This window comes from Planotetraspora kaengkrachanensis, assembly GCF_016862895.1.
Taxonomy (GTDB): domain Bacteria; phylum Actinomycetota; class Actinomycetes; order Streptosporangiales; family Streptosporangiaceae; genus Planotetraspora; species Planotetraspora kaengkrachanensis.
Map to the genome: position 1 here is coordinate 69,579 of NZ_BONV01000050.1, position 21,117 is coordinate 90,695.

17 protein-coding genes are annotated in these 21,117 nt (G+C 70.5%); 5 read left to right on the forward strand and 12 right to left on the reverse strand.

From position 1 onward, the window contains the following. Positions 1-12: 12 nt before the first annotated feature. From Pka01_RS36945 to Pka01_RS36970, 6 genes are read right to left on the reverse strand one after another with little or no spacing between them, the layout of a single operon-like run. On the reverse strand, positions 13-2,787 hold the full coding sequence (locus Pka01_RS36945) for a discoidin domain-containing protein (protein WP_203887644.1): 2,775 nt from the start codon (positions 2,785-2,787) through the stop codon (positions 13-15). 9 nt (positions 2,788-2,796) lie between these two features. Next, a complete protein-coding gene (locus Pka01_RS36950; RefSeq protein ID WP_203887645.1) occupies positions 2,797-3,540 on the reverse strand; it encodes a DUF7158 domain-containing protein in 744 nt (247 codons plus the stop codon). Further along, entirely contained in the window at positions 3,537-7,808 is a 4,272-nt protein-coding gene (locus Pka01_RS36955; protein WP_203887646.1) for a glycoside hydrolase family 38 N-terminal domain-containing protein, read from the reverse strand. The genes Pka01_RS36950 and Pka01_RS36955 overlap by 4 nt, the downstream gene beginning before the upstream one ends. A gap of 49 nt (positions 7,809-7,857) precedes the next feature. Then, positions 7,858-8,688 (reverse strand): carbohydrate ABC transporter permease, encoded by an 831-nt coding sequence (locus Pka01_RS36960; RefSeq protein ID WP_203887647.1) that lies wholly within the window; start codon positions 8,686-8,688, stop codon positions 7,858-7,860. Continuing rightward, positions 8,688-9,674: a carbohydrate ABC transporter permease gene (locus Pka01_RS36965; RefSeq protein WP_203887648.1), complete on the reverse strand. Its 987-nt coding sequence runs from the start codon at positions 9,672-9,674 to the stop codon at positions 8,688-8,690. Before Pka01_RS36965 ends, Pka01_RS36960 begins: the two co-directional genes overlap by 1 nt. A 17-nt stretch (positions 9,675-9,691) precedes the next feature. Continuing rightward, positions 9,692-10,936: an ABC transporter substrate-binding protein gene (locus Pka01_RS36970; protein ID WP_203887649.1), complete on the reverse strand. Its 1,245-nt coding sequence runs from the start codon at positions 10,934-10,936 to the stop codon at positions 9,692-9,694. Positions 10,937-11,154: 218 nt separating this feature from the next. Between Pka01_RS36970 and Pka01_RS36975 the strand changes: the two genes are divergently transcribed. Further along, positions 11,155-12,177 (forward strand): LacI family DNA-binding transcriptional regulator, encoded by a 1,023-nt coding sequence (locus Pka01_RS36975; RefSeq protein WP_203887650.1) that lies wholly within the window; start codon positions 11,155-11,157, stop codon positions 12,175-12,177. A gap of 6 nt (positions 12,178-12,183) precedes the next feature. Here the strand turns inward: Pka01_RS36975 and fabI are convergent, their stop codons facing one another. Beyond that, complete coding sequence (gene fabI, locus Pka01_RS36980; protein WP_203887651.1) at positions 12,184-12,948, reverse strand: enoyl-ACP reductase FabI; 765 nt, start codon at positions 12,946-12,948, stop codon at positions 12,184-12,186. A gap of 39 nt (positions 12,949-12,987) precedes the next feature. Then, positions 12,988-13,692 carry a beta-ketoacyl-ACP reductase gene (locus Pka01_RS36985; RefSeq protein ID WP_203887652.1) on the reverse strand — a complete coding sequence of 235 codons (705 nt, stop codon included), beginning with the start codon at positions 13,690-13,692 and terminating at the stop codon, positions 12,988-12,990. A gap of 77 nt (positions 13,693-13,769) precedes the next feature. On the opposite strand from Pka01_RS36985, the gene Pka01_RS36990 reads away from it, so the two are divergent. After that, a complete protein-coding gene (locus Pka01_RS36990; RefSeq protein WP_203887653.1) occupies positions 13,770-15,263 on the forward strand; it encodes a TldD/PmbA family protein in 1,494 nt (497 codons plus the stop codon). Then, the gene (locus Pka01_RS36995; protein ID WP_203887654.1) at positions 15,263-16,633 is read left to right on the forward strand and encodes a metallopeptidase TldD-related protein; all 1,371 of its coding nucleotides are present in this window, start codon (positions 15,263-15,265) and stop codon (positions 16,631-16,633) included. Before Pka01_RS36990 ends, Pka01_RS36995 begins: the two co-directional genes overlap by 1 nt. Before the next feature lie 33 nt (positions 16,634-16,666). On the opposite strand, the gene Pka01_RS37000 is transcribed toward Pka01_RS36995, so the two are convergent. Continuing rightward, the gene (locus Pka01_RS37000) at positions 16,667-16,882 is read right to left on the reverse strand and encodes a dodecin (RefSeq protein ID WP_203887655.1); all 216 of its coding nucleotides are present in this window, start codon (positions 16,880-16,882) and stop codon (positions 16,667-16,669) included. A 123-nt stretch (positions 16,883-17,005) separates the two neighbouring features. Between Pka01_RS37000 and Pka01_RS37005 the strand changes: the two genes are divergently transcribed. Then, positions 17,006-17,290 (forward strand): DUF3099 domain-containing protein, encoded by a 285-nt coding sequence (locus tag Pka01_RS37005; protein ID WP_239116012.1) that lies wholly within the window; start codon positions 17,006-17,008, stop codon positions 17,288-17,290. A 202-nt stretch (positions 17,291-17,492) separates the two neighbouring features. On the opposite strand, the gene Pka01_RS37010 is transcribed toward Pka01_RS37005, so the two are convergent. From Pka01_RS37010 to moaA, 3 genes are read right to left on the reverse strand one after another with little or no spacing between them, the layout of a single operon-like run. Then, positions 17,493-17,750, reverse strand: a complete 258-nt coding sequence (locus Pka01_RS37010) for a DUF6457 domain-containing protein (RefSeq protein WP_203887657.1) — start codon at positions 17,748-17,750, stop codon at positions 17,493-17,495. A 53-nt stretch (positions 17,751-17,803) separates the two neighbouring features. Beyond that, on the reverse strand, positions 17,804-18,520 hold the full coding sequence (gene mobA, locus Pka01_RS37015; RefSeq protein ID WP_203887658.1) for a molybdenum cofactor guanylyltransferase: 717 nt from the start codon (positions 18,518-18,520) through the stop codon (positions 17,804-17,806). Positions 18,521-18,539: 19 nt separating this feature from the next. Further along, entirely contained in the window at positions 18,540-19,529 is a 990-nt protein-coding gene (moaA, locus tag Pka01_RS37020) for a GTP 3',8-cyclase MoaA (RefSeq protein ID WP_203887659.1), read from the reverse strand. Positions 19,530-19,775: 246 nt separating this feature from the next. Here moaA and Pka01_RS37025 point away from each other — a divergent pair, with 246 nt between their 5' ends. After that, positions 19,776-20,930, forward strand: coding sequence for an RtcB family protein (locus Pka01_RS37025; protein WP_203887660.1), 1,155 nt, complete (start codon positions 19,776-19,778; stop codon positions 20,928-20,930). The last annotated feature ends 187 nt before the right edge of the window (positions 20,931-21,117 follow it).

Genomic DNA, 21,117 nt, shown 5'->3' on the forward strand with positions numbered 1-21,117 from the left:
CGGCTCGGCAGGTCAGGCCGGCGTGACGGTGTAGGTCGTGCCCGCCTGGGTGGGGAAGTTGATCCGGTCGTCGGACATGGTGAACGTGACGGTCGTGCCGCCCGTCCTGACGACCTTGACCGTGCGTCCCGGCCAGGGGTTCTGCAGGCGTACGGCCTTGCCGGCGAGGCTGGTGACGTCGACGTAGCTCACCTGTCCCCCGCTGCGCGCGCTGGAGACGAGCATGCCGCCCTTGTCACGGAGCTTGACGAAGGAGGCGTTCTTCGACGACGGCCAGACGGGGAAGACCCGCGTGACGCCGCCGTCGGTCTGCAGGAGCATGTCGTCGATCGCCTCGATCGCCCCCGTCTTCTCCAGGCCGTGGAAGGGGTCGCTGATCCGGAGGTTGGCGGCCATCTTGCCGTTGATCTGGGCCTTGAGCTTGTCGATGAGGCTCTGTGCGGGGTAGCCGACGCGGGCGGCCTGGGTGAACACCTTGGGGAAGCTGTTGTCCTGGCCCCAGGAGTTCATGACGTCGAGCGTGGTGATGGCGGTCTGCCTGTCGGCGGCCGGCCCGTTGATTCCGAGCACCTCGCCCGGGTGGACGAACTCCAGGTTGACGGTGTTGTCGCCGGGGTGGATGTCGCGGGTGTCGCCGCCGGTGATCGTGCCGGGGTCGGCGAGCGCGTACACGGTCTGGCCGTTGTAGGTCGTCTTCGGCGTGGGCGGCAGCTTGGACAGGATGTCCTGCCAGGTCGCGCGCGGCCCCGAGTCGACGTTCAGGTCGGCGCCGGCGTTGATCAGTGCGGTCAGCAGGTGCCTGAGCAGCCCGACGTCAGGGCTGGAGTTCTTCCCCCAGGTGCCCTCGTGCGGTCCCGACCACAACACGTACCGCTGGGCGGCGGAGTCGAACTCCAGGTAGTTCTGGAAGAACGCGGCGACCTCCTTCATGAAGGGGTAGGCCGTGTTCTGCAGGAACGCCCGGTCCTGGGTGTAGTCGTAGTACGAGATGTACTGGGTCGCGGTGAACAGCGAGTTCACCACCTGCTGGTGGTAGTTGTCGTCGGCGGTGGCGCCGAACGGGGCGATGCCGACCGGGAAGAGCACGCCGTTCGGCACGCCGCCGCTCGGGAAGCGCCTGCTGATGTAGTCGGGCTTGACCCGGGTGAGGTCCTGCTGGGCCCTGCGCCTGGCCTCCGGCAGGTAGGCCGTCACCAGGTCGAAGTACGGCAGGGCGAGCTCGGGCCGGTTGCTCGAGTAGACGCCGTAGAAGTTGGCCATCCAGTTGTAGTTGAGGTGCATGTCCCCGTTGAACTGCGGGAAGTCGCTCGTCGCCCAGATGCCGTACAGGCCGGGGGCGGTCTTGCCCGCCCGGGAGGCCGAGCCGAGCAGGTAGAGCGAGCCGTAGTAGAAGCGCTCGAGTGTGTCGTCGTCGAGGTCGACGTACGACTTGAGCCAGTACTGCTTCCACCAGTCGACGTGCCCGTTGTAGAGGCCGTCGACCGAGCCGGCGCTCTGGGCGTCGGCCAGTGAGCGGGCGGCCGGGGCGGGGTCGGCGGGGTTGGCGCCGCCTCCGGCGACGCCGGTCACGATGTTCACCGTCTGGCCCGCGGGCAGGTCGAAGGTGAACGTGCCCGCCGCGCCGCTCGCCGTGGGCGCGCCGACGAGGCCGCCGCCGACGACCCGGGTGGCGAGGGACGCCCTCGAGACCCACCTCGATCCGGAGGCCGTCTGGCGGGTGGCCCAGACGGTGTTGCCTGAGACGCCCGAGGTGCTCGTGAAGCCGGAGCGGGGGTCGGGCGAGCCGGTCGAGGTCTGCACCTTCAGCCGCACCGTCGAGGAGCCGAGCGACCTGATGCGTGTGACGACGATGTTGTCGGTCGCGCCGGTCCAGGTCGTCATCGAGACGGGTGTGCCGCCGATCGTCATCGACGTCTCGACGTCGCCCTTCAGGATGTTCTGTTCCTCGGTGAACGGTCCCGAGGGGGTGGAGGTGCCGGTCCCGTTGTACAGCTCGAACTGGCCGATGCGGCCGCGGGGGTTGTTGATCGAGTCGGTGGTCGTGCCCTGGGTCGGCTCGGTGATGTTCAGGCGGACGTAGCGGACGGTCTGGGAGGCGAAGGTCCTGTCGGTGACGTTCGCGGTGTTGCCGGTGACGGTGTCGACGGTGGACCAGTTCGACTTGTCGGTGCTGACCTGAAGGGTCCAGTTCTTGGAGTTGTTGGCCGTCTCCGCCGGGCGTGCCGCCCCGTCGTGCCTGAGCACGTACCGGTTGAAGGTCTTGGCCGTGCCGAGGTCGAGGGTGAGCGTCTGCGGCTTGCCGATGTCGGACACCCAGCCTTCGTAGCCGGACGTCCATCCGCCGTTGACCGCCCTGGACGGCGGGAACGACGGGTGGGAGCTTGAGGCGGTGGCCGTCGCGCCGAGCGCGAGGTTGCCGGAGCCGCCGCCCGTGCCGGAGGCCGGGGTGATCGTCACCGAGCCGAGCGCGACGAAGGACGGGCCGGGGTTGCCGGTCCAGAAGTCGCCCTTGGAGATGTAGAAGGTCTTGTAGCCGTCGCCTCCCGCGGAGGTGACGCCGACGTCGCCGTTGCCGAGCAGCGCGGTGTCGGGCATCGAGCGGCTGACCGCGCCGGTGTAGGCCTGGTCGGTCCAGCGTCCCTTGATCGCGCCGACGATCTGCTGGATCTGGGCCCACTGCTGGTCGGGCGTGGGGGTCGCGGCCCTGGCCGGTCCCGCGGTCAGGAGCGAGGTGGTGAGGGCGGCGGTGAGAGTTGCGGCTAAGACTGCTCTTCGCGGTCTTCTCATGGGGGCCTCTCAGTGGCGGTGGGTGTGGTCGGGGTGGCCGATGTCCCCGGGGTGTTCGAATCCGGGCATGAGCTGCGCCCGGGCACAGTGGACGTCGGCCCACAGGGCGAAGTGCCGCCGCCGCCGCGCGGCGAGCAACGACGCCCTGATGGCCTGTGCCACCTTTTCGAAGCTGATCTCTTGGCCCTGGAGCGGGCCGACGGTGAAGGTGTGGCCGTCGAACGGGCCCACGTGGGAGCCCTCGGGCGCGGAGAACACCGCCTGGACCGCCGGTTCGGGCAGTTCGCCCGGCGACACGGCGTACCACCGGCCCCCGTTGACCGGTCTGCCGTCCCGCCGGTGGGTCACCAGCCTGGCGGTCCTGGTCCGGTATCGGTCCCGGTTCTCGGCGTAGTAACGGAGCACGTCCGGCTCGGGGACCGTCACGTCCGCCGTCATGTCGCGGTAGAGCGCCTGGGCGAGCGGGTCCGCCGACAGGACGGCCGCGACGACGCTGCCGAGTTCCAGCCTCGCGACCGCGTCGAGCGGCAGGGGCGGAGCATCCGGGGGCGCGACGACGCCGCGCCGGGCGGCCTCGTCCGCGACCACGCGCTCGGCGACCATGACCTGGGTCACCCAGCGGCGCAGCTGGCGCCCCTCCGTCGTGCCGTCCGCCGGCAGCAGGTCGCCGCGCCGCCCGTCGCGGAGCGCCGCCACGCGGCGCTCGACCTCGTCGACGGTGATGGGGGCGCCCGCCACGATCGCGGCGATCACCGGCCGTCCCGTACGCGCAACGGGACGGCGGGCGAGTACGACACCCGGCCGAACCACATGCACTTCACGAGGACCCACCAGGTGCCGGGCCGCGCGTCCAGGGGCGCGCCGGCCTCGATCTCGAGCTCGGCGGTGCCCCCTGCGGGCACCGCGACGGGGTGGACGCCGGGGCCGACGAGGTCCCACGTGCCCCAGGGGCTGATCACCTGGGCCTCTCCCCTGATGTCGAAGGCGGCCTGGTTGCGCAGCCGGACCGTCCACGAACCTCGCCGCCCCGGTGTGAGCTCCAGTCCGTCGGCAGGCACCTCGACCTCGAGCAGGCCGGCGTCGCCGCCCCGGGCCGGACGGCCGTCGCCGTCGACGAAGACGACGTCCTCGTGCTCCTGGCCGTCGTACGCGAGCCGGACCGCGACGGGCCACGGCCCGGGCCCGGCGCCCGCCGGCGGGGTCAGGGCGACGTCGAACTCCGTCCAGCCGCCCGGGCCCAGCCGTACGGGCCGGTCCCGGGGGGAGGCGTCCCAGCCCTCGGGGACCACGACGGACACCTCCCCCTCCCCGGCCGCGTCTGTCAGGTCGCTCGCCAGGGTCACGCGCAGCCCTGCGGGGCCGTCCGCGAGGAGGTCCTCGGAGGCGGCGCGGACGTGCACGCTCATCGGCTGGTAGCCGAGCGGCGCCGAGCCCCGGTTGTGCAGCCAGAATCGGGAGAAGACCGGCTGGGCCGGCTCGGCCGCCGGGCCGAGCCGGCCCAGGGCCCCGTCCGCGTGGCCGGCGGGCGCCGCGGCGTCGTCAGGCCGGGTCCGCAGCACGTACGTCGCGACCTGGCTGGGGCCGATGTCGGCGTGGAGGACGCCGTCGCGGGTCTTGGCCTCGCCGGTCTCGACCTCGAGGACGTCGGCGAGCGCGGCCTCCGTGAACGGCACGTGAGAGCCGAGGGTGAACGACGCCTCACGTCCGTGGGGCTCGTACAGGCGGGCGGTGACGCCGTCGCGCGGATCGGCGGGCCGTGCCCGGCCGTGCGCGGTGGGGTTGCCCGCGGCCTTGAAGGCGGCCAGCACCGCGCCGCCCTCCACGTTCAGCAGTGCGGCAGAGGACGGCAGGCGCCCTTCGTGCGGCTCCTCCACGACGGCGCGCAGCGGGTGGTTGAAGTCGTGCGCGCGGGCCACGATGCCCGCGTCCCGCCAGTCCCCCGCCCCCGACGCGACGGCGTAGTCGAAGGTGTGGGTCCAGTGCTGGAGCTGGAAGCCGCTCCCGTCCGGGGCGGTCCGCCGCGGCGGGTCGATCCACACGCCGGAGGGCCAGCCGGTGCACGAGCGCATGAGCGACAGGTGCAGGCGTCCCCGCGTGTCGACCGCGAAGCCGGGCACGCCCCGGTTCAGCACGGCGACGGTCCGGTGGTCGAGGACGTCCTCGCCGAACAGCTCGGACGGCTGGCTCACCTCGATCACGCTGTCGGCGAGGTCGGCGACCAGGTCCGCGACGGCCTCCCGGATGTCGCTCGTCGACGCGACCACGAGAACCGGCAGGTCGCCGGGGTCCCGGAGGTCGGCCTCCGGGTGGAAGACCTCCGTGACCGGCCTGGTTGCGGGGATCCAGATCAGGGCCCGGCCCTCGGCTTCGAGAGCGCGCTCGAGCTCCCGGGCATAGCGGGGACCGGCGGCCGCGAGGACGGCGGCGGTGAACTCGTTGTCGGCGGGTCCGCCCACCACGATCCGGACGTCGGGGAGGTTGGAGTCGAACGACAGCAGGCCGTACCTGTTGCCCTCCGCGTGCGTGCACGTCGCGGTAACGCCCGACTGGGCGAGCCGGACGGCCATGTCGCGGCCCAGCTCGGCGGCGTCGCTCTCGCGCGGCACCACGATCTCGGCGACGCCGAGGGCGTGCGACCTGACCGGCCCGCCGTCGTCGGGCCGCAGCACGACTCGGGCCATGGAGCTCAGGCCGAACCACTGGTAGGCGGGGTTGTCGAGCGTCCAGGGATGCAGGGCGGCGTCGACGTCCGGATGCGCGAAGGAGCGCCCGACGACCGCGTGACCGACCTCGGAGACCGGCCGCGCGCCGTCCACGAGGGACGGCCAGCGCAGCCGCACCAGCTTGTCCTCGCCGTCGAAGCCGTCGAGGCGGGTGCTGCAGTCGACCCGGCCGACCCCCCGCCACAAGGTGATCACCTGGGTGTAGCCGAGCGCGCCGATCGACCCGGTGACCGTGACGCGCTCGCCCAGCTCAGAACGCTCGGCGACGACGGACAGGGCCGGCGCGGACGCCGAACCTGCCGACACCCCGGTGGGCAGCAGGTGCCAGGGCCCCTCCCGGAAGACGGGATGCTCGGTGTACTCGTCGTACACGACGATCTCGTTGCCCACCTCGCCTGGCGTGATGAGTTCGTCGCCGGTCGCCAGGTCGACCAGGCTGCGCACGGCACCCCCGCGCCCGGGGTCGACCGTCAGCCGGTGGTGCTCGTTGGCGATGACCGGCGAGCCGTGCGGCCGCCAGCCCGCGGCCTCGGGAGTACCCGACGCCGCCAGGTGATAGGTGCGGTAGCCCACCGAGGGGACCTCGTCGGCGACGAACACCACGTCGGCCGCGTCGTCGTCCTCACGCTCGACGACGACGGGCACGGCGGCGCCGTCCTCGTCCGTCAGACCGTGGAACGGGGCGGGCACGGTGACGCGGACGACGTCGGTGCGCGGCCAGGCCATGGCGTTGAACACGACGACGGCGCGGTCCCCGGACGCGGCGCGGGTGTCGACGCGCGCGGCGAGGTGGCGCAACGCGGCGTCGTGCACCCGGCCGGCCAGGTCGTACGACTCCCGCCAGCCCGCCAGCAGGTCGAGGTAGACCTGGTCGGACTCGGTCCCGGTGATCGCGTCGTGGTGCGCTCCGTACACGAGCTGCCGCCAGGCCTTGTCCAGGGCGGCCTCGGGGTAGGCCGCGCCGCCCGTCAGGCAGGCCAGCGCCGCGAACTTCTCCGCGTCGAGCAGTTCGTTCTCCGCGGCACGCTGGGCCTGCTTGGTGTCGATGTAGGAGACGTCCTTGCCGGTGTAGACCGGGTTCATGTCCCGCGTCTGCGGCGACAGCCGCGCTCCGGTCGCGGCGAGCTCGGCCGTGACGGCGCCGAAGAAGTCGCGGGGCAGCGCGCACAGGAAGCGGGGCCAGGTGTAGCGGGAGTTCCAGTCACGGTGGATCTCGGTCAGCCACTTGTTGGGCGGGCTGTAGTCGGTGCCGACGGGGATCAGCACGTTCCGCGTGGCCGCCACCTTCTTCATCCGCAGGAACAGCCCGTGGACCGACTCCTCGGCGTCGGCGAGCGTCTGCGCCGAGTCCATCGACCAGCCGGCGCTGTAGTGGGCGGCCATGAAGTTGGTCAGCAGGCCGCGCCCGCTCGGCGAGATCCACTCGAACTCGCTGCGGAACTGCATCCCGGACGGGTCGCCGTGCGGGGTGTCGTAGGTGCCCATCTGCAGCGAGGGCCCCCACTGGTGGAACGGCCCGCGCGCCCACGCGCTGGAGGTCAGGCCGGCGTCGGCCATCAGGCCGGGGAACTGCGGGTCGTGCCCGAACGCGTCGAGCTGCCAGGCGGTGGCGGGTTCCCCGCCCAGGATGTCGCGCTGGAACCCGACGCCGTAGACCGCGTTGCGGATCGTGGTCTCGGCGCCGGTGAGGTTGGTGTTCGGCTCGTTGTAGGTGCCGCCCATGATCTCCAGGCGGCCCTCGGCGACGAGCCTGCGCAGGATCTCGCGGTTCTCGGGGAAGGCGTCCCAGTAGGGCTTGAGGTAGTCGACCTCCGCGAGCACGAAGCGGTAGTCGGCGTCGCGCCTGGCGAGCTCCAGGTGCGCGTCGATGAGCTGGAAGGCGGTGAACTGGAAGCTCATCCGCACGTCCTGCGCGTCCGGCAGCGCGTCCCACTCGCTGGCGTAACCGGCCTGGGTGTTCCACCAGACCGGGTCGTAGTGGAAGTGGGAGACGAGGAAGACCGTCCAGCCCGGCTCCGCGACGGTGAGGCCGGCCCGTGCCGACGCCGTGCGGTCCCCGCCCGTGACCTCCACGGTCACCTCCACGACGCTTCCCGGGGCGGCGGCGGTGGTCACGGGGATCTCGTGCGTCCCCGTGCCCGGCACCCCGGACAACGTGCCCGCGGCCCCGCCGGAGACGGCCAGGTCGACTCGCTCCGCGGGCGAGGTCGCCGAGGTCCGCACGCGCAGGACCTGGCGGGGGGCGTCGTCGGGACCGACGAAGAGCTCGGTGGACTCGACGGCGTCGATCGTCAGCATGAAGAGCCTTTGCTCGAGTGGGAACGGGTAACGGCGGCGGAAACGGGTGCTATCCCTTGACGGCCCCGCCGGTCAGGCCCTTCACGAAGTTCTTCTGCAGGGCGAGGTAGAAGACGAGGATCGGCAGCGTGGCGAGGAACATGAAGGCGAACACCGCGCCGAAGTCCGACTGGTGCTGACCGATGGCCCGGTAGACGCCGACGGTCACGGTGGTTCCGCTGTCGGGCCCGAGGAGGATGAGCGGGGTCAGGAAGTCGTTCCAGATCCACACGCCGAGGAAGATCAGCACGCTCGCCGACGCCGGCCGCAGCAGCGGGAAGACCACCTGCCAGAACACGCGCAGCTTGCTCGCGCCGTCGAGTTCGGCGGCCTCCTCCAGCTCCAGGGGGACGGACCTGACGAACCCCATGAACAGCAGCACGCCGAACGGCACGTAGTAGCCGACGTTGACCAGGATGAGGCCCTGCAGGGTGGTCATCAGGCCCAGGGTCTTGAGCACGCCGGTGATGGGCTCGAGGATCACCGGCACCGGGATCATCAGCCCGCACAGCAGCGTCACCATGGCGACCTTGGCGAGCACGCGCTTCGACCTGGCCAGGTAGTGGCCGAGCATGGCCGACAACACCGTCAGGATGGTGATCGACAGCGCGGTGACCGCGATGCTGTTGATCAGGCCGAACGTGAAGAGGTTGTCGGGCCTGGACAGGACGGCGTCGACGTTGTCCAGCGTCGGCGGCAGCGGCAGGGCGGCCGGGTGCGGCACGATCTCCGCGCCCGGCTTGAACACGTTGACGACCACCAGGTAGAGCGGCAGGAAGAACGCGGCCCCGACGAAGACCGCCACGAGCGGCCGCAGCCACGAATGCGTACGGTCGTCCATCACTGCGTCACCTCGCGTCGCTGCAGCAGCCTCAGCGTGACCACCGAGACGGTCGCGACCAGCGCGAGCATCACCGCCGCCATCGCCGAGGAGTAGCCGATGTGGTTTCCGTTGAAGGCGGTCTGCACGACCTGGAAGGCCATGGTGCTGGTCGTGCCGGCGCCGGGCCCGCCGTTCGTGATCACCTGGATCTGGTCGTAGGCCTTGAATCCCGTGATCAGGAGCATCACCGTGTTGATCGTCAGAGCCGGGGCCAGCATGGGCCACGTGACGTTGCGGAACCTGGCGAACCGTCCGGCCCCGTCGATCGACGCCGCCTCCTGCAGCTCACGCGGGACGCCCTGGAGGCCGGCCAGGTAGACCACGACGCAGAAGCCGAGCATCTGCCAGGTGATGATCCACGCGATCGAGTACAGGGCGAGGTCCGGATCGGACAGCCACCCTGGTGGGTCGTCGACCCCGATGCCGCGCAGCAACGAGTTCAGCAGGCCGTCGTCGGTGAGCACGGCCTGCCAGATGACGCTGATGACGACCGCGCTGAGCACCACGGGCGTGAAGAAGATCGCGCGCAGCGCCACATAGAGCCTGGTCGGCCGGTCGAGCAGCATCGCGATGAGCAGACCGCCCACGTTGGCGAAAACCGCGACGATCACTGTGATGATCACCGTGTTGACCAGGGCCTGGCGGAACTCCTGGTCGCCGAGCAGGTCACCGTAGTTGCGCAGCCCCACCCACTTCGTCGGCGGGTTGAAGGGGTTGCGGTTGGTGAAGCTGTAGTAGCCCGTCATGCCGATCGGGATCAGGACGAACACCACGTACGCCAGCAGCCCCGGGAGGGCGAACAGGCTGAAACGGCCGAGTTTGGGCCCGATGCGGGTGGAGGAGCGCCGCCGTGCGCGGGCGGTGCCTCCTGCCCCGGGGGCCGGTGATGGACGGGGCGCGGCGGGGCGAGCCTCGCCGCGCGTGCCGTGCTGGGTTTCTGTCATGAGACGCGAGCCTGGTCCTACTGGGTCGCCTTGGTCCACTGGTCGTCGAGGTAGGACGCGAACTCGCCGGCCGTCTTCTTGCCGGTGATCAGGTCCTGGACGCCCAGGGCGGACTTGTCGGCGAGGCCGGGGGGCAACGAACCGTCACCGGTCTCCTGCGAGAAGGCGTTGACGATCGAGTTGTCCTTCATGCCCTGCTGGTAGATGGCGACGGTCGCCTGGTAGACGGGGCCCATGTCGGCCGGTGGGGTGTAGCCCTTGATCGCCGGGATGGAGCCGTCGAGCTTGACGAAGGCGTCGTTGTTCTCCTTGTCCTCGTCGAACGCGAGGGCCCACTTCTTCGCCAGCTCCACGTTCGGGGCCGAGGCGCTGACCGACGTGCCGCCGCCGGTGAACGTGGGGGTGACCGGGGTGCCGTCGTCGGAGGGCCACGGGAAGGCGCCGACCTCGAAGTCCGGCTTGCTGTTGTCCGCCGAGGTGGCGAACCAGGAGCCCATCGGGTACATGGCGCCCTTGCCGTCGCGGAAGGCCTGCTCGGTGTCGGCGTAGGAGCGGCTCAGGCCGGCCGGGTCGATGTAGCCCTGCTTGGCCAGGTCGGCGACCTTCTGCGCGGCCTTGGTGAAGTCGGCGTCGGCGAACTTCACCTTCCCGTCCTTGCGCTGGGTGAGGAAGTCGGGCGTCTTGGCGTAGACGTCGGTGGCGACCGTCCCGGTCAGCGGGTACATGTCGGCCCAGGTGTCGGCGCCGCCGCCGCCGACGACGAACGGCGTGACGCCCTTCGCCTTGAGCTTGGCGCTGACGTCGAGCAGGTCCTGGTAGGTCTTCGGCGTCTCGGTGATGCCGGCCTTCTCGAAGGCGTCCTTGTTGTAGTAGACGACCGGGATGACCTGCGTGTTGTACGGCAGCTGGTAGACCTTGCCGTCGACCGCGCCCGCCTTGGGGGCGATGAAGTTCTTCAGCTCGTCGTCGGTGAAGGCGGCGAGCTTCCCGGCCTCGGCGAAGCCCGCGGGGTTGACCGACTGCAGGATGTCGGGGAGGTGGCCCGAGGCGTCCAGCTGCTTGGCGTAGCCGGTGCGGTCGACGTTGGGCGTGACGAGCTTCTTGATGGTGACGCCCGGGACCTTCGCCGAGGCCCGTGCGATGGCCGCGTCCCAGAAGGCCGCGTTCAGGTTCGGCGTCTCGAAAACCAGGAAGGACAGCTCGACCTTCCCGCCGGACGCCGGGGTCGCCGCCGGCTTCTCACCGACGCCGCATCCGGCCACAGCAAGCGTTGTGACCAGGCAAAATACTATCGATCTGCGCACAGCACAGACCTCCCTTGCCAATGAGGGGCTCCCCGAAGCCAAGCTGAGATAACGTTATCTCGAAAGGTAGAGTGTTACTCAGACGTTTCAAAGAGCGAGGCTTGCAACAAGTTGGTCACGACAGTCGTAATCCCTCCGGAATGGCCGATAGTGGCGATCATGCAGATCATGAGCTCATGGGGGGAAAGGTGAGCGGCGGACGCCGCAACCGGAGACCGACCATGGTCGACGTCGCCAGGGAGGCCGGCGTGGCGCTCCGGACGGTCTCACGCGTCGTCAATCAGGATTCCACCGTGGGTCCCGAACTCGTCCAGCGGGTGCGGACGGCCATCGCCGTCCTCGGCTACCGCCCCGACGAGCGCGCACGGCATCTGCGCCTCGGCGTCACCGGGACCCTCGGCGCGGCCGTGCGCCAGCTGTCCCACGTCAACCCGGTGTTGCGCGCGGTGGAACGCGCCGCCCGGGCGGCCGACCTGATGGTCCTCGCCGCCTCGACCGAGGACGACGAGACCCTCGAAAGGCACGTCGTCGAGTCAATGTGCCGCCGCCGGTTCGACGGCATCGTCCTCGAGCCGATCGGCGACGACCACGGTTATCTGGTCCCGGAGCTTGAGGCGGGCCTGTCGCTCGTCGCCGTCGACCGTCCCGTGCTCGGCCTCGACGTCGACTGCGTGCTGTCCGACAACAGGTCGGGCATAGAGACGGCCTACCGCCATCTCGTACGGCACGGCCACGACCGCATCGCCTACATCGGCGACGACGAGCGGATCTACACGGCGCGGGAACGTGCCATGGCCTTCCGCGAGTGCGTCGCGGCGCACGGCGGCGCCCTCGGCACGATGCTGCACACGGGTCAGGTGGAGAGCGGGCGCATCCGCGAGGCCGTGCGGGCCGCCCTCGCCGGGCCGGCGCCCGCGACGGCGATCGTCACGGGCAACGCGCAGCTCAGCGTGGAGGTGCTCCGGCAGCTCGGCACGGACGCCGTGGACGTGGCGCTGATCGGCTTCGACGACTCCGAGCTCGCCACGCTGCTGCGGCCGGACCTCACCGTGATCGCCCAGGACACCGACGCGATCGGCAGCACCGCGATCGAGATGCTCCGGGCACGCATCGCCGACCCGGCGACCGAGGTGCGGAAGGTGACCGTGCCGGTGGAACTGATCGTCAGAGGTTCGGGCGAGGTCCCACCGGCGTTCTGAGAACGATCAGGTACCCATCGCGTGCACGCCGCCGTCGACGTGCACGATCTCGCCCGTGGTCGCGGGGAACCAGTCCGACAGCAGCGCGACGCACGCCCTGGCCGCCGGGGCGGTGTCGGTGAGGTCCCAGCCGAGGGGAGCCTTGGCGGGCCAGCTCTCCTCGAACTCGCCGAAGCCGGGGATGCTCTTCGCCGCCATCGTCCGCAGCGGGCCGGCCGCGACCAGGTTGACCCGGATGCCGTGCTTGCCGAGGTCGCGGGCCAGGTAACGCGAGGCCGACTCGAGCCCGGCCTTCGCGACGCCCATCCAGTCGTAGACCGGCCACGCCTTGGTCGCGTCGAAGTCGAGGCCGACGATCGCGCCGCCGTCCTTCATGAGCGGGAGGCAGGCGACGGCCAGCGACTTGAAGGAGTACGTCGAGACGTGGAGGGCGGTGGAGACGTCCTCCCACGACGTGTTGAGGAAGTTGCCGCCCAGGGCGGTCTGCGGGGCGAAGCCGATGGAGTGCACGACGCCGTCGAGCCCGCCGACGTGCTCGCCGACGCGGGCGGCCAGGGTGTCGAGGTGCTCGGTGTTCTGCACGTCCAGCTCGAGCACCGGGGCGGGCTCGGGGAGGCGCTTGGCGATGCGCTCGACGAGGCTGAGGCGGCCGAAGCCGGTCAGCACGATCTGGGCGCCCTCCTCCTGGGCGAGCTTCGCCACGTTGAAGGCGATCGAGGAGTCGGTCAGGACGCCGGTGACCAGCAGTCGCTTACCGTCCAGCAAACCCATGTTCAGCTCCAGTCTCTCGTCGGTCCGCGGATGCGCGGCTCAGTGGCCCATGCCCAGGCCGCCGTCCACGGGGATGACCGCTCCCGTGATGTACGACGCGTCCTCGCCGGCCAGGAACCTGACCACGCGGGCCACTTCCTCGACCTTCGCCTGACGGCCGAGCGGGATGCTCTTGCGGATCGCCTCCTGCTGGGCGTCGTCGAGCACGGCGGTCATGTCCGTCTCCACGAAGCCCGGCGCCACGACGTTCACCGTAATGCCACGGGAGCCCAGCTCGCGGGCGAGCGAGCGGCCGAATCCGACCAGGCCGGCCTTGGAGGCCGCGTAGTTGGTCTGGCCGGCCGATCCGAGGAGGGCGACGACCGAGGAGACGAGGATGATCCGCCCGCGGCGCATCCGGAGCATGGGGCGGACGGCCCTCTTCGCGACGCGGTAGGCGCCGGTGAGGTTGGTGTCGATGACGTCGGTGAAGGTCTCTTCCTTCATCATCGGCAGCAGGGTGTCCTTGGTGATGCCCGCGTTGGCGACGACGACCTCGACCGGGCCGTGCTCGGCCTCGGCCTTCGCGAAGGCCGCGTCCACGTCCTCGGAGCTGGTCACGTCGCACCGGACCCCGAACAGGCCCTCCGGCGGCTCTCCCGAGCGGTAGGTTACGGCCACCGCGTCTCCGGCCGCGGCCAGTTCACGAGCGATCGCAAGGCCGATTCCACGATTTCCACCGGTCACGAGTACAGAGCGAGCCATGCGACCGACGCTATCGGCTACCCGGCGGTAAACCACTTGTCCGCTAGGCACAAGATCACAGGGTTAGGATCGTGGACATGCGCCAGATCGATCCCGATTTTCTCGCCCTGCCGCTTCGGCGCCTGGCGGACGCGGCTCTCCAACGCGCCCGTGACCTGGGCGTCGAGCACGCGGCCTTCCGACTGGAACGGGTCCGCGCCGAGACGCTGCGGCTGTTCGACGCCGGCCTGGAAGGGTCCATGGACGCCGACGACCTCGGCTTCGCCGTACGAGTGATCAAGGACGGGACCTGGGGGTTCGCGTCGGGGATCGAGCTGACGCCCGAGGCCGCGGCCCGCGCCGCCGAGGAGGCCGTCAGGGTGGCCGCCGTGAGCGCGCCGATCAACCGGGAGCCGGTCGAGCTTTCTCCCGAGCCGGTGTACTCCGACGTGACCTGGGTGTCGGCCTACGACGTCGACCCCTTCGACGTGCCGCTCCGCGACAAGGTCGCGCTGCTGAGCGAGTGGTCCTCGAACATGCTCGGCGCGGTCGACCACGTGTCGGCCTCGCTCATGCAGGTCAAGGAGCAGAAGTTCTACGCCGACACGGCGGGCACCGTCACGACGCAGCAGCGGGTCAGGGTCCACCCGGTGCTGACCGCGATGAAGACCGACGGCGACCGGTTCGACGACATGCGGACGCTCGCGCCGCCGGTCGGCCGGGGCTACGAATACCTCACCGGCACCGGCTGGGACTTCCCCGCCGAGATCGCGGAGATCCCCGACCTGCTGGCGGAGAAGCTGAAGGCGCCGTCGGTCGACGCGGGCGCCTACGACCTGGTCGTCCACCCGTCGAACCTGTGGCTGACCATCCACGAGTCGATCGGGCACGCGACCGAGCTCGACCGGGCCCTCGGCTACGAGGCGGCCTACGCGGGAACCTCCTTCGCGACCTTCGACAAGCTGGGCGCCCTGCACTACGGCTCCCCCGTCATGAACGTCACCGGCGACCGCACGGCCGAGCACGGCCTGGCCACGGTCGGATGGGACGACGAGGGCGTCGCCGGCCAGTCGTTCGACATCGTCAGCGACGGCACGCTCGTCGGCTACCAACTCGACCGGCGCATGGCGCTGATGAAGGGCTTCGGCCGGTCCAACGGGTGCGCGTTCGCCGACTCCCCCGGTCACGTGCCGATCCAGCGGATGGCCAACGTGTCGCTGCGGCCGGCGGAGGACGGGCCGTCGACCGACGAGCTCATCTCCCGGGTCGAGCGCGGCATCTACATCCTGGGCGACAAGAGCTGGTCCATCGACATGCAGCGGTACAACTTCCAGTTCACCGGTCAGAGGTTCTACAAGATCGAGAACGGGCGGCTGGCCGGGCAGCTGCGCGACGTCGCCTATCAGGCGACGACGACCGACTTCTGGCGCTCGATGGAGGCCGTGGGCGGCCGGCAGACCTATGTCCTCGGGGGCGCCTTCAACTGCGGCAAGGGCCAGCCGGGGCAGGTGGCGCCGGTCAGCCACGGCGCGCCGTCGGCCCTGTTCCGCGGGGTGCGGATCCTCAACACCGTCCAGGAAGGTGGAAAGTGATGAGCACGCCACAGGAGACGGTCGAGCGGGCGCTCGCGCTGAGCGAGGCCGACGACTGCATCGTGATCGTGGACGAGGGGTCCACCGCCAACCTGCGCTTCGCGGGCAACACGCTGACCACCAACGGGGTCGCCAGGTCGTCGCAGCTGACCGTCATCTCCGTGTCCGGGCAGGGCGTCGGCGTCGTGTCCCGTGCCGCCGTGCGGCCCGACCAGCTCGCCGAGGTCGTCGCGGCGGCGGACGCCGCCGCCAGGGACGCGCAGCCGTCGGACGACGCCCGCCCGCTGGCCGAGGGCACGGCCATGGACGGCTGGGACCGCGAGGTCGAGCCGACCTCCATCGACGTCTTCCGTGACTTCGCTCCCGCGCTCGGCGAGTCGTTCGCGTCCGCGGAGGCCTCGGGCCGCAAGCTGTACGGCTTCGCGGAGCACATCATGACCTCGACGTTCGTGGGCTCGTCGACCGGCCTCCGGCTGCGGCACGACCAGCCGACGGGACGGCTCGAGCTCAACGCCAAGTCCGCGGACATGTCCAGGTCCGCGTGGACGGGCGTGGCCACCCGCGACTTCGTCGACGTCGACGTCGCGGCGCTCGACGCGAGCCTCGCCCAGCGGCTCGAATGGTCCAAGCGGCGCGTCGACCTCGAGGCCGGACGGTACGAGACGATCCTGCCGCCGACGGCCGTGGCCGACCTGATGATCTATCTGTACTGGACGGCCGGCGCGCGCGACGCGGCCGACGGCCGGACGGTCTTCTCCAGGACCGGCGGCGGCACCCGCGTCGGCGAACGGTTGTCGCCAGTGCCGGTGCGGCTCTACAGCGACCCGGCGTATCCGGGCATCGAGTGCTCGCCGTTCGTCATCGCGCACGCCTCCAGCCGTGAGCAGTCGGTCTTCGACAACGGAGTGCGGCTCGGCGCGACGGACTGGATCGCGGACGGCACGCTGCGGAACCTGCTCCAGACCCGGCACTCGGCCGAGCTGACCGGCCTGGCGGCGACCCCGCAGATCGACAACCTCATCATGACCGGCCCCGAGGGCGGCCGCTCGCTGGAGGAGATGGTCGCCTCGACGGAGCGAGGGCTGCTGCTCACCTGCCTGTGGTACATCCGCGAGGTCGACCCGCAGACGCTGCTGCTGACCGGCCTGACCAGAGACGGCGTCTACCTGGTGGAGAACGGGGAGGTCGTCGGCGAGGTCAACAACTTCCGGTTCAACGAGTCGCCGGTGGACCTGCTCGGGCGGGTGACCGAGGTCGGCGCGAGCGCACAGACCCTGCCCCGCGAGTGGAACGACTACTTCACCCGCACGGTGATGCCGGCGATGCGCGTGCCCGACTTCAACATGTCGACGGTGAGCCAGGCGAACTGACGGCGCGGGCGCGGCCGGCGACCCCGGCCGCGCCTACCCGGCGTCCTCCAGGCGGAAGCCGACCTTCATGCCGACCTGGAAGTGGGCGACCTCGCCGTCCTCGATCTGCCCGCGCACCTCGGTCACCTCGAACCAGTCGAGGTGGCGGAGGGTCTGCGCGGCCCGGCGGACGCCGTTGCGGACGGCCTGGTCGACGCTCTCCGTCGAGGTGCCGACGATCTCCGTCACCCGGTACGTACGGTCCGTCATCGCATGCTCTCCTCGCCTCTCGTCTGGGCGCGATCGTATCGCCACTGCGGCGACGTGCCCGAGCCCGGCTGGGTCTACCGTGGAAATGTGAACCCATGGCGCAGGCTCAGAGGCGCCCCCGTCGTGCACAGCGTGACGGACGCCCAGCCCTCCCTGTCCGACGACATCAGGCGCCGCGAGATCAGCTATCTGATCAAGATGGGCATCCGGCTCGTCTGCCTCATCCTCGCCGTCGCCGTACCGGCTCCGTGGCCCGTGAAGGCACTCCTCGTGGCGGGCGCCGTCCTTTTGCCATACCTTGCCGTTGTCGGGGCCAATCAACGAGGTCAGGACGTCATTCCACCCCCGGACATGACGGAATCTAACCAAAACGAGATACCACGCCATCGACGCGAGATCGGGTCGTGACAAAGTCTTGACGCAACCCATGGGTCAGAGGTGTAGAGTCATAACCAAGCGCTCTGGTCCCCCGTCGGAGCGCTGGTGCCGGCGTTCCGGGCCCCCGTCGGAACGCCGATGAAAGCGGCGCCGGGTGGTTTGCCCCCGTAACCACCCGGCGTCGCCCTTTCTGTATTCAGGCCATTTCGCGCCGACTTCTGCTACGCGTTCGTCAGGCGTCGCCGGATGTTTCCCCGGCCGTCTTCTCCCAGTCGCGCGCGAGGCTTGACAACCGTGCGACGACGTCGTCGGGCGCGGTCCCCGCCCCCTGCGCGAGCCCGACCAGATACGCCGTGAGCGGGGCGGCCGGCCGCGCGACGCCGTGCGCCACGTCCCTCGTCAGGTCGAGCACGGCGTTCCTGTCCACCCGGGACGGGTCGATGCCGAGTTCCCTGCAGACCAGCGCGGTCCACTCCTCAAGCACGTTCATGCGCACTCCTCGTTCGTGACTGTCGTCGTAACCGTTATGGCGTTTCGCGCTCTCTACGCACCGCGTGCTCGTTCGCGCGCGGCGCCGAGATCGTCGATGGTGTCGCAATCGAACCACGGCGCCCGGCCGTCCTCCGCGGCGGGCAGGCGAACGCGCACCGGTCCGAGCGGTCCCAGCAGCCGGTGCAGCGACCGTCCTTCGTACCCGTCCAGCGCGTCGGCGAGGACGCCGGTCCGCCACACGCCGGTGAGCCACTGCTCCCTTTCTCCGTCGTCGACGAGAACGGCTCCCGCAGCCGCCGTCGCGTCCGCCGCGCGCGCGGCGCGGAACAGGGCGGCGACATGGTCGGCGGTGAGGAAGGGCAGGTCGGCGGCGAGCAGCGCCAGCCATGGTGCGCGCACTTCCGCGAGCCCCGCGCGCAGGGCGGGGACCGGGCCGCCTCCCGGCGGATCCTCACTGGTGAATACCACGGTGGCGGGCGCGGCGGGTTCCCCGCGTGGCGCACCGCGCTCACCCGCCGGCTCCCCCGCCGGCGGCTCGGGCGCACGTGTGAGGTCGCGCGCGGGACCCACGACGACCAGACGGGCGGCCCCGGAGACGGCGGAGGCGACATGCTCGATCAGCGGGCGTCCGGCGACGATGACGCCGGGCTTGTCCAGCCCGCCCAGGCGTTCGGCCCGTCCGCCGGCCAGGATGACGGCGTCGTACGGCACCGCGTCGTATGGGAGGGAGCCGCCACGCGTGCCCGGGCTCTGCGGCGCCGTGCTCATCACGTCTCGCCGGACCGCGTCAGCCGCCGATGGCGGACATGGGCCGGGACGGCTGCAGGAACGTGGGATCGTCGATGCCGTGCCCGGCCTTCTTCCCGCGGACCGCGGCCCTCCAGCGCTCGACGAGATCGTCGTCGCTCGCGCCCGCGCGCAGGGCGGTGCGCAGATCCGATTCCTCGGTGGCGAAAAGGCAGTTGCGGACCTGGCCGTCGGCGGTGATCCGGACGCGGTCGCAGGCCCCGCAGAACGGCCGGGTGACCGAGCCGATCACTCCCACGCGCCGGGGACCACCGTCGACCAGGAACAGCTCGGCCGGAGCGCTGCCGCGCTCGCGCGGGTCGTCCTCCGTGAGGTCGAAGGCGCCCTTGAGCGCGCCGAGGATCTCGTCGGCGGTGATCATGTTCTCGCGCTGCCAGCCGTGCTGGGCGTCGAGGGGCATCTGCTCGATAAAACGGAGCTCGTATCCCTGATCGAGGCAGTAGCGCAGCAGGGGCACCGCCTCGTCCTCGTTGACGCCGCGCATGAGGACAGCGTTGACCTTCACCGGCCTGAGCCCCGCCGCGTCGGCCGCGGCCAGCCCGGCCAGGACGTCGGAGAGCCGGTCGCGGTGCGAGAGCCGTACGAACGTGTCGCGGTCGAGGGTGTCGAGCGAGACGTTCACGCGGTCGAGCCCGGCGTCGGCGAGCGGACCGGCGAGGCGTGCCAGGCCGATGCCGTTGGTCGTGACGGAGAGCTGGGGGCGCGGGTTCAGGGCGGCGGACGCGGTGACGATCTCCACCAGTTCCCGCCGCAGGAGCGGCTCGCCGCCGGTGAAGCGGACCTCGGTGATGCCGAGGCGTTCCACCCCGATGCGCACCAGCCTGATGATCTCGTCCGCGGTCAGGAGCTCGGGCTTGGGAAGCCAGTCGAGGCCCTCGGGCGGCATGCAGTAGGTGCACCGCAGGTTGCACCGGTCGGTCAGCGAGACCCGAAGATCAGTCGCCGTCCGACCGAAAGAGTCAACCAGCACGAGGGGACCTCCATGGCGAGAGAAGATCCAAGCCTAAAGGCCCGGCGTCTTCCTGGCGACAACCCGGCTTGATCACGCTTTGTTCCCGTCAACCACCGCGCGTCACCGTTTCATCCAGAATATCCGCCGACAGGGCGTCGGACCGCTCCCATCGGGAATCGCCTCCATCAGGGCCCCGCCCCCGGAAAATCAGTGGGAACTCACCTGTTACGTGTGCAAACTGGACCACGAACAGAGGAGATCATCATGCCTAGCGAGGTCGCGCCCAACCTCCTGTCGTGGGCCAGCGAGATCGACGACGGCGCCATCCAGCAGGCGGCGCGGACCGCACGGCTGCCCTTCGTCTCGGGCCACGTGGCGCTCATGCCCGACGCGCACGTCGGAATCGGGGCGACGGTCGGATCCGTGATCCCCACCGAGGGAGCGATCATCCCCGCCGCCGTCGGCGTGGACATCGGCTGCGGAATGATCGCGACCGAGACGACGCTGACCGCCGCCGACCTGCCGGAGACGCTCGACGCCCTGATGCCGCTGGTGGAACGGCGGATTCCGGCCGGCGTGGGGAAGGGCCACGAGGACCGTTCCGTTGATCGTGCCCTGGGCGAGCTCGGGCGTCCGCACAGCGACCTGACGCCCAAGCAGGACAAGACCGTGTCGGTCCAGTTCGGCACGCTCGGATCCGGCAACCACTTCGTCGAGGTCTGCCTCGACGAACGCGACCGGGTCTGGACCGTGCTGCACTCGGGTTCGCGCGGGATCGGCAACCAGCTCGCCACCCGGCACATCGCCGACGCCAAGAAGTCGATGAAGCGCCAGGCCATCGGGCTGGAGGATCCGGACCTCGCGTACTTCGTGCAGAACACGCCGGAGTTCACCGCCTACATCGAGGACATGCTCTGGTCACAGCGTTACGCCATGGCCTCGCGTGCCCGGATGGACACGGTGCTCAGCAACGCGCTCTTCCAGGTAACCGGCAAGGGCGCGCGCGTCCGCACGATCAACTGCCACCACAACTTCACCCAGCAGGAGGAGCACGACGGCAAGCGGCTGTGGATCACCCGCAAGGGGGCCATCAAGGCCGACACCGGTGACGAGGGCGTCATCCCCGGCTCGATGGGGACGCAGTCGTACATCGTGCGCGGGCGCGGCAGCGCGGCGTCGTACAACTCGTGCTCGCACGGCGCGGGCCGCAGGATGTCCCGCGGCCGGGCCAAGCGCGAGCTGACGGCGACGTCGCTGACGGAGGCGATGCGCGGCCGTACGTGGAACGCCGGCCGGGCCGCGGCCCTGGTCGACGAGCACCCGGAGGCCTACAAGCCGATCGACCGGGTGATGGCGGACCAGAAGGACCTGGTCGAGATCCGCCACACGCTCCACCAGGTGTTCAACTACAAGGGCTGACCGCCGGGCCGAGCCGGCCGAGCGCCCCGCCGCGATCGCGGCGGGGCGCTTACGCTTTCCCGGCCCCTGAGCGACCTGCGCGACCTGCGCGACCGGAGCCGGCGTCCCGGCGACCGCCGCCGGAGCAGCGCCCGTTGCCGGTACCACCCTTTCGCGGTATTAAATCCGGACAATGGATCGTTAGGCA

Coding starts and splice junctions, on each gene's coding strand:
- Pka01_RS36945 (WP_203887644.1), bottom strand. CDS start 2,787: ATGAGAAGACCGCGAAGAGCAGTCTTAGCCGCAACTCTCACCGCCGCC.
- Pka01_RS36955 (WP_203887646.1), bottom strand. CDS start 7,808: ATGCTGACGATCGACGCCGTCGAGTCCACCGAGCTCTTCGTCGGTCCC.
- Pka01_RS36960 (WP_203887647.1), bottom strand. CDS start 8,688: ATGGACGACCGTACGCATTCGTGGCTGCGGCCGCTCGTGGCGGTCTTC.
- Pka01_RS36965 (WP_203887648.1), bottom strand. CDS start 9,674: ATGACAGAAACCCAGCACGGCACGCGCGGCGAGGCTCGCCCCGCCGCG.
- Pka01_RS36975 (WP_203887650.1), top strand. CDS start 11,155: ATGGGGGGAAAGGTGAGCGGCGGACGCCGCAACCGGAGACCGACCATG.
- fabI (WP_203887651.1), bottom strand. CDS start 12,948: ATGGGTTTGCTGGACGGTAAGCGACTGCTGGTCACCGGCGTCCTGACC.
- Pka01_RS36985 (WP_203887652.1), bottom strand. CDS start 13,692: ATGGCTCGCTCTGTACTCGTGACCGGTGGAAATCGTGGAATCGGCCTT.
- Pka01_RS36990 (WP_203887653.1), top strand. CDS start 13,770: ATGCGCCAGATCGATCCCGATTTTCTCGCCCTGCCGCTTCGGCGCCTG.
- Pka01_RS36995 (WP_203887654.1), top strand. CDS start 15,263: ATGAGCACGCCACAGGAGACGGTCGAGCGGGCGCTCGCGCTGAGCGAG.
- Pka01_RS37000 (WP_203887655.1), bottom strand. CDS start 16,882: ATGACGGACCGTACGTACCGGGTGACGGAGATCGTCGGCACCTCGACG.
- Pka01_RS37010 (WP_203887657.1), bottom strand. CDS start 17,750: ATGAACGTGCTTGAGGAGTGGACCGCGCTGGTCTGCAGGGAACTCGGC.
- mobA (WP_203887658.1), bottom strand. CDS start 18,520: ATGAGCACGGCGCCGCAGAGCCCGGGCACGCGTGGCGGCTCCCTCCCA.
- Pka01_RS37025 (WP_203887660.1), top strand. CDS start 19,776: ATGCCTAGCGAGGTCGCGCCCAACCTCCTGTCGTGGGCCAGCGAGATC.